The organism is Alphaproteobacteria bacterium (genome assembly GCA_019746225.1).
Classification (GTDB): domain Bacteria; phylum Pseudomonadota; class Alphaproteobacteria; order Paracaedibacterales; family VGCI01; genus VGCI01.
In genome coordinates this window covers 1-12,075 of the sequence record JAIESE010000039.1, presented here as the reverse complement: position 1 = coordinate 12,075, position 12,075 = coordinate 1, and the positions used below count along the sequence as shown (strand labels likewise).

At 42.2% G+C, this 12,075-nt stretch carries 14 protein-coding genes and 1 pseudogene; 3 read left to right on the top strand and 12 right to left on the bottom strand.

Features of this window, described 5'->3' with window-relative positions:
- Positions 1-77: 77 nt before the first annotated feature.
- From K2Y18_07150 to K2Y18_07120, 7 genes and pseudogenes are all read right to left on the bottom strand, one after another.
- A complete protein-coding gene (locus K2Y18_07150) occupies positions 78-908 on the bottom strand; it encodes a GNAT family N-acetyltransferase (protein ID MBX9805511.1) in 831 nt (276 codons plus the stop codon).
- Positions 909-1,554 (bottom strand): annotated as a pseudogene (locus K2Y18_07145) (alanyl-tRNA editing protein). It abuts the gene before it with no gap.
- 88 nt (positions 1,555-1,642) lie between these two features.
- Positions 1,643-2,170, bottom strand: a complete 528-nt coding sequence (locus tag K2Y18_07140; protein MBX9805510.1) for a dihydrofolate reductase family protein — start codon at positions 2,168-2,170, stop codon at positions 1,643-1,645.
- 98 nt (positions 2,171-2,268) lie between these two features.
- Positions 2,269-3,282, bottom strand: a complete 1,014-nt coding sequence (locus K2Y18_07135) for a hypothetical protein (GenBank protein ID MBX9805509.1) — start codon at positions 3,280-3,282, stop codon at positions 2,269-2,271.
- A 222-nt stretch (positions 3,283-3,504) separates the two neighbouring features.
- Entirely contained in the window at positions 3,505-4,257 is a 753-nt protein-coding gene (locus K2Y18_07130; protein ID MBX9805508.1) for a MerR family transcriptional regulator, read from the bottom strand.
- 59 nt (positions 4,258-4,316) lie between these two features.
- Positions 4,317-5,705: a carotenoid oxygenase family protein gene (locus K2Y18_07125; GenBank protein MBX9805507.1), complete on the bottom strand. Its 1,389-nt coding sequence runs from the start codon at positions 5,703-5,705 to the stop codon at positions 4,317-4,319.
- Positions 5,698-6,204 (bottom strand): hypothetical protein, encoded by a 507-nt coding sequence (locus tag K2Y18_07120; GenBank protein ID MBX9805506.1) that lies wholly within the window; start codon positions 6,202-6,204, stop codon positions 5,698-5,700. The genes K2Y18_07125 and K2Y18_07120 overlap by 8 nt, the downstream gene beginning before the upstream one ends.
- A 298-nt stretch (positions 6,205-6,502) precedes the next feature.
- Between K2Y18_07120 and K2Y18_07115 the strand changes: the two genes are divergently transcribed.
- Together K2Y18_07115 and K2Y18_07110 are read left to right on the top strand one after the other, a co-directional pair.
- Positions 6,503-6,862 carry a TfoX/Sxy family protein gene (locus K2Y18_07115; protein ID MBX9805505.1) on the top strand — a complete coding sequence of 120 codons (360 nt, stop codon included), beginning with the start codon at positions 6,503-6,505 and terminating at the stop codon, positions 6,860-6,862.
- A 175-nt stretch (positions 6,863-7,037) separates the two neighbouring features.
- Complete coding sequence (locus tag K2Y18_07110) at positions 7,038-7,235, top strand: hypothetical protein (GenBank protein ID MBX9805504.1); 198 nt, start codon at positions 7,038-7,040, stop codon at positions 7,233-7,235.
- Between the two features lie 91 nt (positions 7,236-7,326).
- Here the strand turns inward: K2Y18_07110 and K2Y18_07105 are convergent, their stop codons facing one another.
- Positions 7,327-8,733: a hypothetical protein gene (locus tag K2Y18_07105; protein ID MBX9805503.1), complete on the bottom strand. Its 1,407-nt coding sequence runs from the start codon at positions 8,731-8,733 to the stop codon at positions 7,327-7,329.
- Positions 8,734-8,852: 119 nt separating this feature from the next.
- Between K2Y18_07105 and K2Y18_07100 the strand changes: the two genes are divergently transcribed.
- Complete coding sequence (locus K2Y18_07100; GenBank protein MBX9805502.1) at positions 8,853-9,683, top strand: LysR family transcriptional regulator; 831 nt, start codon at positions 8,853-8,855, stop codon at positions 9,681-9,683.
- 100 nt (positions 9,684-9,783) lie between these two features.
- Here the strand turns inward: K2Y18_07100 and K2Y18_07095 are convergent, their stop codons facing one another.
- The 4 genes from K2Y18_07095 to K2Y18_07080 form a co-directional block, all read right to left on the bottom strand.
- Positions 9,784-10,305 carry a hypothetical protein gene (locus K2Y18_07095; protein MBX9805501.1) on the bottom strand — a complete coding sequence of 174 codons (522 nt, stop codon included), beginning with the start codon at positions 10,303-10,305 and terminating at the stop codon, positions 9,784-9,786.
- Between the two features lie 14 nt (positions 10,306-10,319).
- On the bottom strand, positions 10,320-10,808 hold the full coding sequence (locus K2Y18_07090; GenBank protein MBX9805500.1) for a YbaK/EbsC family protein: 489 nt from the start codon (positions 10,806-10,808) through the stop codon (positions 10,320-10,322).
- Positions 10,809-10,887: 79 nt separating this feature from the next.
- A complete protein-coding gene (locus K2Y18_07085) occupies positions 10,888-11,391 on the bottom strand; it encodes a hypothetical protein (GenBank protein ID MBX9805499.1) in 504 nt (167 codons plus the stop codon).
- Positions 11,392-11,497: 106 nt separating this feature from the next.
- Positions 11,498-11,929 (bottom strand): hypothetical protein, encoded by a 432-nt coding sequence (locus K2Y18_07080; protein MBX9805498.1) that lies wholly within the window; start codon positions 11,927-11,929, stop codon positions 11,498-11,500.
- Positions 11,930-12,075 lie beyond the last annotated feature (146 nt).

Here is a 12,075-nt window from a genome sequence, read left to right as displayed (position 1 = left end):
GAAAAACGCTCTAAAAATGGTTTTTGTTTTGTATCATATACCTTCAAGCCTAGGGACGGGGCTCCGGGTTGCAGATCTTAGTCTGACTTCTGCCGGGAATAATATCGATTTCGGAATAAGGTTTGAAAACCAATTTTTTGATAAATAGAAAGACCGGAAACAGAAGATTCCAGAAAGCAATGTGATGCCCCCAATTTTGAAGCTTCTAATAGAGCATACTTTACAAGGCTCGTTGCATTTCCCTTGGCCTGGAATTCAGGCACCGTGCCTACGTCGTCTATTCGTGCGTTTTTGCCTTGAATAGATAGGGTCAATGAGGAGATGGGTTGACCCTGACGATAGAGGGTATAATGATAAAGCTCAGCCCCTTTAGACAAGGCGTTTTCATGACAATGCGCATAAAGGGAGGTGACTTCTGGAGTAGAGTCAAACGCTTCTATCAGGGGAATCATCCAGTCAGTGAGATTGGCATTGGTTGGCTTAATAGTCGCCTCGTCATCTAAAGAGGCTATGACTTTATTTTCTAGATTAATAGCCATGGCAACGGATTTGCCGTCCTCGAGATAACCATGGGTTTTGAGAAGGTCAGCCAATCCCTCTTGACAATGCTCTACTGGAATCATCACCTCAAACTCAAGATTCCTAACATCATAAAACCGGTTGATTTGCAATACAGTATCTTCTGTTACGATCCCATCTTGCTTCACGTAAACCACGTTTGTCCCCTTTTCCGGAACCCCCGACATATAGGCTGTTACGCCTTGACCTATATCCAGGCAGTCAATTGAGATAGATCGGAAGAAATAATCTCCCGCCTGGCGATAGTCGTTGATGAGGGGGTTATCAGGCCGTTGATCAAGCCCCGAATGAACGAGATCTGGTGTGCCGGAATGAGTCGTCGAGCTCATTCACGCCTCCGCATCGATCAGTGTAATCTCAATCCGCTCGATAGACTTCCCCGGATGAGATCTCTTTAATTGAACAAGACCAACTTCGGCCGTTGATTTTACATGAGTTCCGCCACAAGGAACACGGGCGAATCCATCAATTTCCCAAAAACGCCTTTGGGTGGCAATGTCTGTATACCCGGTCCTAATTTCCTGATCAAGCCGGATAATTTCAGCATAATCTGTCAAAAGATCTTCAAAGGTGGAAGAGATATTTGTGTCGGATAGAAAATCGATGCGCGCCTTATTCTCTGAAATATGCGCACCAACCTTTTCAAGTTGATACTTCTTCGTGACAAGTTCTAAGATGAGCTCCGCTGCAAAGTGTAGACGCATGAGCCGATAGCGACGCGGCCAATCAATAGTCATAAGGACTTCTTGATTCTGCGAGAAATTATGACCTTCTGGAAGCGAATAATAGATCAGAGGCCCTTCCATTCTCGAGGCGACAATCTCGACCTCATTGAGATGTGCTTTATCACTTTCTTGCCCCCTCAGAAAACGAATAAGCTATTGTTTTTTCAAGCAAAACTTCATTGCCATTTACCTGCACAATTCTGGTCTGAAGAGCCTGTTGATATGGGTCTATCCAAAATGTTTTTTCCATGGGGCAACCTCGTTGGGTATAATAATTTTTTAGGTTACGGTGCGAGAGAAACTTGGGATTCGAATTGGAAATCCTTCCCCTTAAATCATCATCCTGTCTTTCTCACATAATGGTTCTGCTCAATCCCGTAAGAACATTTCTTTGCTTCCTGCAAGATGTAATCTTCCAAAGGAAGCTTTAATTTGATGCCTTCCCCCAAGGTTGAGGGAACAACCGTTAGGATGCATTCATCAATGAGTTTCTCTTTTGCAAATGACGTCACCAATTCAGCACCGCCAAGGAGCCAGATGTCTTGGGTCAGATTCTGACTTTTAAGCTTTTCCATAAACCTCTTAGCGTCTTCATTCACAAACAGAATATCGTCTCGTGTTGTTGTTAAGGGTTGAGAAGTAAATACGTAAGTCGTTTTATCCCCCCAGGCCCACTCCCCAAAGCCTAGGATTTGGCGATAACTTCGGCTTCCCATCAAAATTGTTGAGACACGGTGCATAAGCGCTTTGTACCCAAATTCATCCCCCTCATCATTTGGGGGGTGGGGCAACCAATCAACACCGCCGTCTTTGTCTGCGATAAAACCATCGAGGCTGGTGGCAATGTAGAGAATAACTTTTGTCATAGTTGGCTGTTTGTATGTGATGTACCCTATTCCTTTTCTATAACCTATTGTGAGATTAAATCCAACCATTCCTGTTGGGAAGAGAATGTAAGATGGGGTTATAGAAGGGAGTCACATGAAATGACCCCTTTAAATTCATTATATTTGGGCTTATCAAAAAAGCTCTCAAGGGCTTTGTGTTGAGTATAGTAATGGCTCGCTCCATAGACCACGAGGACTCTTGCGTGAGTGGACATTGCGTTTTGAGTTACTTTCAGGATTTGCAAGTCTCTAAAATACATGCTTTCCACATAAAGTTTGTAGAGTGTGAGAGATGTCTCCTTAGGATTGTAAATTCTAAAGCTACCCCATTCAGCTAATGTCAAGGGCCGCTCATAAGTCTTCATGAACCAAGATTTACAACCGTTGAAGCTATATTTGCATCCAAATTGGGGAAGCCATTCTTCACCACCTATCGTTGATACGTTTGATGCACAGGGTTGGCAAATTGAATTGAAATATAATTCTATTGGCCCCTCGCCTATGACACTATTATTGCAATAATATTGTTGTGTTTGGCGAATAAGATAAAAGTAGGCGATCTCTTCTTCGGTAAAATTCTTATAAAGAAGGAAAGCGACTTCATCTTTCATCCGTGGCTCACCGCTTACAAAAGGGATGCGATGTTTTAATGCTAAGTATACTGCAAAATGTGGTTCCCCCCAAAACCCGCAACTTGGTTCTTCTAAAACACCCTCTCTAAAACAGCTTTCGGAAATATTTCGAATAGAAGCTTCAGAGTTACTAAACCCTTCTAATATCATAAAAGTTGGCCGAAATTCTCTTACTTGCTGTTCAATAATTTGAAAAGTTGGAGATGCTTTGTCTGAGCTGTGAGCGGGCGCAACGAAGCATAACTGATGACTATTTTGCGATACAAAATTTGCCGTTGCGGGTAAGGATTGAAGTCCTATTTCCCCCATAAATCTCTCTTCTTCCACAGGATCGTAATATAAAGGGGTGCAAACTCTCTCTGCTTCATTTGCATGTAGGGTGTCCATGGCATTTATGATGGTAGGATCTAAAAACAACGCAATAATAACGGGGAAAAATTTTTTAATGAATTCTATCAATTTTGAAATCTAACATTTTTTGGAGATTAAAAAAAACTACCACATCTCTGCTTTGTATGTAAAGTTTTTTCATGAAAGAATGTGTTACATACTCTTCCTTCGAACGATCATATTTAGAGAGGAGTCTATAGCACCATCATTGTTGAACTGAACAAGAAAACTCTTGAAAAACCATTGGAATATAAAAGGGAGTCACATGAAGTGACCCCCTTAATTCAAAGGCTAAGATAGGTTTTTTCGCGCATACACGCCCATGGCTTCGGTGATAAACTCAAGCAACTCAGGGTGCAGTTGCTTATAGAATGCTGCAAACTCAGGGGTGTGATAAAGTTCGCTCAAAGCCATATAACGATCCTTGGTTGGATTCCAACCCACCCAAGCGTGATGCCGATGGATAATTGCTTGGACTTCTTCGCAGGAAGGGAGCAGCTTTTGATTCATCGCCGCGATCAACGCGTCGTTAATATCTTTTCCTTCCGTCACAAAATGATCCTTGTCTTTTTGAGTCCATTGATTTGTCTTTTCATTGTATGTGTCCATGAACTCCTGATTGACAATGCCCATTTTGACCAAGTCTTTTTCGTAACGCTTTTGCTGTTGCGAATCAAAGCCATAATACAACTCTTTGTCTGTCATTGGTTTTTCCCCTTTCAAGTGTAAGATTGTTTTATCGATCGTTTGAATTAAGGATTTCAAACGACGGTTACTTTCCACCAGGGTAGATCTGTGAGTTTGCAAGGCTTCGATCTTGTCAAAAGCATCACTCTCAATGATCTTCTGGATATCATTCAGCTTGAAACCCAATTCGCGAAAGAACAAAATCTGTTGCAATAACAGAAGCTGCTCTTTCTCGTAGTACCGGTAACCATTGTCTTGATAATAGGCAGGCTTCAGCAAGCCGATCTCATCATACCAATGAAGAGTCCGGACACTGACGCCTGATATCTTGGCTAATTGAGTTACCGTATACCGCATGTAATTTCCCTTCTCTGAACGATATAATTCAAAGGCTAAGATATCACGTGACGTGAGGGTCAAGAGGGATTTTTTGCAACCCAACATCCATGAAATCCGAAAGGAACCCGATGGGGGAACTGGATGACAGCGATTGGCTCCTGATCAATATGCTGTGCATCAAGAATTACCAAATCGCTTCGGTTAAGGGCTTCTCGATAGACGTAACTTAACAAATGACCATCCCCTTCCATCGACGAGCCCGCACGAGGAACAAATAGGGGCTCGAGGGGAAATGATCCCGCACCAAAATGATGGATAGTCTTATTGTTGCTTTTCTTGTCATAATGGACGATCGCATCAAAGAGATTGTTGGGGTTCTTATGAATCGTGCCATTCATGTAAGCATGACGATTCTTTTGTCCCACGAAACGCTCGTCAATGCGCGGAAATTCCACGTTCATATCATCCAATCTTTCTTTCGTGACCCTTCTTGTTTCAAGATCAAAGATCCACCGTGTCAAATAATTTACATAAGAGGCATTGTCATCCGCAAAGGCAACCGCATCCTTTGGTATATCTTCCATCACTACCATATCAAGAATAATTTTATTCTCCTCTTCATGGGCATTCACAACGTGAAAGCCCAAGGCGGCTTGATCCTCAAACCAAATCACATCCTTCTGATTGCCGTACTTTGGCAGTATCGCAAAGCGTGTATTCAAGTTTGGTTCCCATTTAAAAATAGGTTCCCCTTTCATAAGACGCGAAAAATTCCAAGTCAAAGGAAAGAGGGGAAATATACAAAAGCTTTCTGTTATGGCAAAATCATGCATCATACATATAAAAGGCATCGCAATGCTTTCTTGATGGGTGATTTGCCCATTTTTATCTGCGATGAAATACCTAAAATCAGGTCCAAAATAACTATAAAAAAATAGTTCCCCTGTTTTGGGATCAATCTTTGGATGGGCCATCATGGTGCGGTCCATTGTGTTGTTCATAAAGGCGTACGGCTGGCATTGCTTGAGATCGTGGACATCAAGTTCGACAGGTTGAGCTCCTTCGTTCAAGGCTAATAATTTATTGTGATGCCAAATGATATTCGTATTAGCCGTATTGCCAGAAGCATTTTTGACGGATTCATCCCGCGCCATGAAATCACGCATGCCCCCAAACAAACTTCTGCCGGATTTTCGTTCCTTCAAAAACTTTTCTGTACGTATCCATCGATTCTCATAACTTATTTTGCCATTGTGAAAGGTGACAGCATGGACCATCCCATCCCCTTCAAACATATGATAGTTTTCTGAGTAGACATATTGGGGGTTCGGGCCATTTCGATAATATGTACCATTGAGCTCTTTAGGGATCTCACCCACAACGACCGGGTCGTGGATATTGCATTCAAAAGCCAAAGGTTCCCAAATGCCCTTCAAGAAATTATTGTTTGGAAGAGGTTTACCCATGGCGACCTCCCTTGGATTGAGACCAATTCTTATAGAGTCGTTGCCAAGCCTTTGTATCCTCAGGAACTGCCCAATCATACCCAATCAATAGCCAATCGGGATCGTCTGGGTTAAATCCGATATGCTTCATGTAATCGGCTTCACAAATAAAAAACTGCTTTTTATAGGGCAACAAAAATCCTCCCGTTGCCTTAAGATGTGTTTTTGCTTCGTTGTAATTTGCAAACCAGGGATTGAGATACCCCCCAACGATGAAATTGATCTGCATCTTAAGGTCAAGCCAAGAGCCAAATCCATTTTCAAAGGCAATGAGGAGAAGAGCGTGTTTGCGTTTAATATCTCTTTGCAATATTTCGGCCGTGGAAAGATTAGCATATTCTGGCAGACGTTTCAATCGTTTGACAGCCTTTGCCGCGTCTTTTCCTTTTAATGATTTTAACAGGATAGATGCTTGGATTTTGTATTCTTCAAGAGTCGAGGCTTTACGTGATTTATTCATTTGAACACCTTTATGTTTTATCGCCATATAACCCACAATCTGGCAAAACAAAAATGTTAAACGAATAATATAAGATCCGATAACGAGTCTAGGGTGAGATCCTCTTTTGTGGGTATAGGCGTCCCTTAAAGCCTAAGTTCACTATAGCCAAAAATACAGTATAAGTAAATAGTTGTTTAAATATATACGTACATCTAGGATTTGCAGCATGGGTTTCCTTTCTGTATAGTGTGACTGGTTAAATGAAAGAACAATCACCCTGGCATTGGATGTACACTTAACGAAAAGGGACTATATTATGGCCTCTCAACAAAGCAGCGTTGATTTTATTCTTGAACAGATTGCTGACGCTGGGACCTGTCTTGCAAAAAAGATGTTTGGCGGGTACTGCATTTATTTTGACGGCAAAGTTGTGGCTTTGGTCTGTGATGATCAATTGTTTGTCAAACCAACAGTGGCTGGAAAGGCTTTTATTGGCGATTTTGAGGAGGGATATCCCTATCCTGGCGCAAAGGCCTACCTCCATATTTCAGGCGATCAATGGGAAGACGCTGATTGGTTGTCCCACTTGATCAGAATCACGGCTAAAGAGTTGCCTTTGCCGGTAAAAAAAGTGCCACGGACAAAAGCTCATAAAAAGAAGTCTGACAAAACGTAAAGTTCGATGCCAAAAAATAGGGCCTCAAAAGAGGACTCATAAGATCATCCCCCGATCACGCCTTTGATATATGCCCAACGCTAACACACTACAGATCAAGACATATAACGCCAAGCCGACTAATCTTGATTCATCAGCCCATTCTGCGCTGAAGCTCCCGATATAGGCAGAGCTGATGGAAATAAGGCCAAGTATTGAAGAGGCTTGTGTCCTAAGGTCCTTAAATAAATTAAGGGAAGAGCTCGCCATGCTTGGGAACAGAATTCCGAACCCCAATAAAAATAAGGATAACGATGAACATATTGCCAAGATGGAGTTGGGAAAGAAGAAGAATGTAGCCCATAACATGAGCACCGCAATAAGTCCTAAATAGAGTCCCGTATGTATCGTTTTATGAACTCCGATGGAGGCAATTAACCTGCTGGCAAAATAACTGCCAGTAGCATACCAGGACAACAATATCCCTAGCAGACAACTTTATTCTCTTGAATTGCGTTTCGAAAGTTTCTGCCTAAATAAAAGGCCACAAAAAGCCACACGGCAAGTAGGGGAAATCCGATCGCTCCACTTAAAGTTAGGTAGTGAGCTCTTCCTGTGACAACGCCAAAAGTGGTTTGCAAGGGTTTGAGTAACATATTAAAAATGGAACCTGCTTCTTTGGAGGCTCGAGATCCAAAAGTCTCAATCCAGGCTTGCGCTTTGAAACGAACATCGGTCGTCGTTGGAATGTAAAGCTGCTTCAGGGCGGGTCCGTTTAAGGCATAGTTGATGGCCTTTGACCCAACCATTAAAGCAAACAAAAATGACAATGTGTCGATGGTCAAAAAGCCAAACAGTGCAATTCCCACAATGATTGGCATGGCAGCCAGGGCAACCCCTACACCCAGAAATCGTGTAACATTGCTGATGCCTAAGAGCAAACACGCTAAGGAGACAATATTGACACTTGAACCGTAGAGGCTCAAATAGTTGCTCAGCGCAACCCCTGAGTAGGCTGTCCCTGCTGCTAATTTAAAATTGAAGTCAAAGATTGTCACGATGAGCTCATAGATAAAGTTTGCGGCAAACATGCCGATGAGATATCGGTGGGAGAGCATGAGCTTCAAACCTTCCAAGAAGCCAGGTTCTTGCTTCACTTCCTCTTCCTTCTCATTTTTCCCGTGAAAAGAGGTGAGAAGATGGTTGGGGGTTGCCCGTAAAAAGTACCGTACCATCAAAATAATGCTGAGACTTAAGAGCCCGAGGATCATCATAGAAAGCGTATCCGTGGTTAACCCAAGGCGATGGGGGAGTCCCCCAATCCCATAAGGGCAAATGACCCCTCCCATCTGTCCCATCGTTACGACTAAAGGAAAGCCTCTTTTGGCGGAAGGGGCTTCCGTCGTGTCCGTTGCAAATGCCCAAAAGAGGGCAACGACGAGGGATCCAAAACTTTCGACAAATAAATACCAAAGGTAGCCCAAAATCTTAGTGCCAATATAAGGGAGCATTGAACGGACGGCGATTTCTTCTGCGGGGGCTTGGGCAATAAACATGACAGCACCAAACCCTAAAATAGTAAGGCCGTAAAACGCTGGCAAAATGATGAGCATCTTTTCTCGAGATGTGCTCTCTAACAATCGTGTGTAGAACATCACCAAGGGAAGCAATGCCAACACCGATATTGTCTTAGCGTATGGGAGATCCATTTTATCAACCAATTGGATGAAAATAGAATCCTTTAAAGGCCTCAATGTCCAATAGATACCAATGATGAGGGCAAATATAAGGCCCATCCGTAAGAATTTCTGAAACTCTTCTTTTTCGAAAGTCCCGAAGTTAAAACGACATATGTGCATTAAAATGTGTAAACTTTTTCCCTGAGCACTCATAAATTTTTCCTTATTCGTTGTCATATATTTCTCAGAGCATAATTCATTGCTTAATATTTGTATTGACGATATAAATGATATTACATATCGAAAATATCGATATCTCTTTCAGGGGAAGTATGATGAATCGTCTTTTAAGTTATTTGAGGCTTGCGGATTTAGAGTTGTTCATCACCGCAGGGCATTTGAGAAGTCTCGGCAAGGCTGCATCCTTTCACAATTTGAGCCAAAGCGCAGCAAGTGCTGCCATATTGCGCGTGGAGGCTGCCTTTGAGCGGCCCTTATGCACCCATGAAAAGCGTCAATTCCGCTTGACATCTGAAGGTGCGACTCTTGTCCCAAAAGCGGAAGAATGGTTAAAGCAATTTCGAGACACAATTGCAACGGATGCGCCCCGCCCCATTCGGGTCGCAACAACCCACGCCATTGCCCGCGCCGTCATCCCAGCCATCTTATCGGTTGAATCTGTTGATCTAAATCTCATGCGGCCTGACGGTGCCTATGGAGCTGTTCTGATGGACGAAGCTGACATTGCTCTTGTTCTCGACAATGCCCCTTGGGAAGAGGTGATTTCTGTTGAAGTGGGTGCGGGGTCCTTCCAACTTTACTCATCCATTTCTGAAACGCCCTTGGCACCTGTTATTCTACCTGAAAACCAGATTGAGGTGTTAAGCCTTATGCAGCGCTGGGAGCAAACACACAAGAAGCGCTTGGAGATTAAGGCGCGTATTCCGAGTTGGTCTCTCATTGCCGATATCTGCGCTGATTCACACGAGGTGGGATTCTTGCCAGATTTTTTAGCAAAGAAAGCGGGGCTGTGGCCCGTTTCTTGGCAACCTAAACCTTCACGATATCGTATTTTGGCTTTGCATCGTCCATCCGGAGAGATCTTCCAAATGCGCCTTAACAGATTTATCAATCAATGCCGCGAGATTTTTGCATCGAGTTGAGGAGGAAAAGACCAAAAGTCAACCCAAAGGGCTTACTCAAAATTTCTTCACGCAAAGTCGCGTTGTCAAAGGATGGTTAGAAAGTATGTTCAAAAGAGTCCTATAGGCTGTGAAGCTGTGAGAGTTCTTGTTCACTGGATCTTGCCAGGGATAAGATAAGTGTACAGTCATTTGGCGTGAGCCCTCCCTCATTTCTCAATAAGCTGATTTTGTATTTATAGAGAAACGTCCTTAATGAAGCCGCTTTATGGATCCCATAATCATTTGATCCAAAGACCTCGCTGTAAAGATCCACCATTATTTGATAAATCTTCTCAAAAGAGGCCTCAAGGCTTTGTGCCATAATAAGCTTAAATTCATGGCGGGCTGCTCTTTCAATATTAAATTTTAAGGGGGTTTGATTCTCAACTTCCCGGTATGCTGCTCTCAAGTGAGGGATCATCGCTTCTTCTAAGGCCCCAACTTCAGTTTGAATGCCTAATTTCTCGAGCTCACAAAGAGCCTTTAAATAATTGTCAGCGATCAGACGAGTATCTTTTGCCCCATAGAAATAGGTAATGTCTTCCTCAAACTTCATCATTTCTTCAGAATCAGATTGGGTAAAGATCACTGGGTTTTTCATGCAACGGTATTCCCTCACTGAATTGAAATTACTTGTCCATTTGTAAGTGCCTTTAAGTCATGACTTTGTAGATTAAAGACGGCATTGGGCGTTCCAGCTGCTGCCCACACACTATCGAAACTCATGAGATCTTCATCAATATAAATGAGATCAATGGGATGCTTATGCCCAATGGGAGGAATGCCGCCAATGGCAAAGCCCGTTACATCCCTTGTAAAATCAGCATCTGCTTTTGAGATTTGTTCACCTACCAACGTCTCAATGGTTTTTTCATTCACGCGGTTGGGCCCTGATGTCAGGATCAGCACAGGTTTGTGGGTTGATTTGGTTTTGAAAATCAGGGATTTTACAATTTGACCCACGTCACACCCGATCGTTGCAGCCGCGTCCAAAGCTGTTTTGGTGCTGTCGTTAAGCTCAATTACTTTGCATTCTAAACCGCGGGTTGATAAGACATCTTGGACACTTTGTGCACTTTTTTTAAGAGCTTGATTAGGATTCATCGATACTATCTTCAACATCCATTATCTTGTGAATACACATAAAAATGTTCAAAGGTAATGGGGCAGGTTAAATTCACAATTACTTGCCAGGAATACCATCTACTAAAGATTCCAATTCACGTATTGCAAGGGAAAATGCAGAAATAAATGCTTCATTTTTTAGACCTGGAAGGGCAAACGAATCAATAATTAATTGTGCTTGTGTCCTTTTATCACTATCATCGACATCTTCATCTTCTGTTACATCTTCTACAAGAATTTCTGTAAGCTTTTGTAAAGTAAGCTGTTGGGAAATTATGTTTTGATCAACGCCTGCATTGTTTAAACATTTACAAATAATATCGAAAATCACTTGTTGATGATTTTGAAGTGTACAATCACTTCGATTTTTTTGAGGTTCTTTTTCACTATCTGCATATTTTGTTTCAATAAAAGTCAGCGACAAATGTGGAAAATTATTCATAATTCTTTCATGTTTTTTCTGCTCAGTAACAGTATCAAAGTTTTTTTCCGCCGCCAAAATACCAGTTTGCAAACCCAATAATACAACACTTGGTAGGCATAATTTTAGTATTTTAGTCATATTTTATACTCCCTTGGGTTAATTCTAACACTTTAAGATCCGCGTTTGTGGTGCGAATCATATTATGGATATCACATAGCCATAATAGGTTGCAATGTGCATCAATTTACCTGTGAGAAGTTCCAAGTTTTCGAATTGGGATAGTATCTACTTTTTTGGCTAGCTCTGACGTTTGCGTCTTTGCTTCCTTCCAACGAGTGAGTCGCTGGTCGAATGTTGCGGATCTCAAATCGGTTTTACCATCGCGTAACAAATTCTCTTTTACTTTCTTCAATCGTTGGGTAAATTTTTTTTCAGCAACATCGAGAGATTGTGCGGGAGAAATGGACAAATATCGGCAAATTTCAAGGCATCCCAAGAGAAGATCACCCACTTCTTCTTCCAATCTTGCGGGACCTTCTTGTTTGGTGAGGGCGTCTTCAATCTCAGAAATTTCGCTTTGAACGGCTAATAATAGGGTCTTTAATTCTGGCCAAACAAACCCAAGGTCTTCTGCTTCTTGCAAAGAGTGTAAAGTTTTTTTTACTGTTGCATCCATAGGAAGTTCCTTATTATTTTTTAAATTTTGCAATGAACACAACAGGAATACCGGGCAGCTCATGCCACCCCTTATGTTCTTTAAGTTCCGTGTCATGAGGAAATGCTGGTTCTGCAATTCCACACATTGAAAACCCCTCCTCAAAT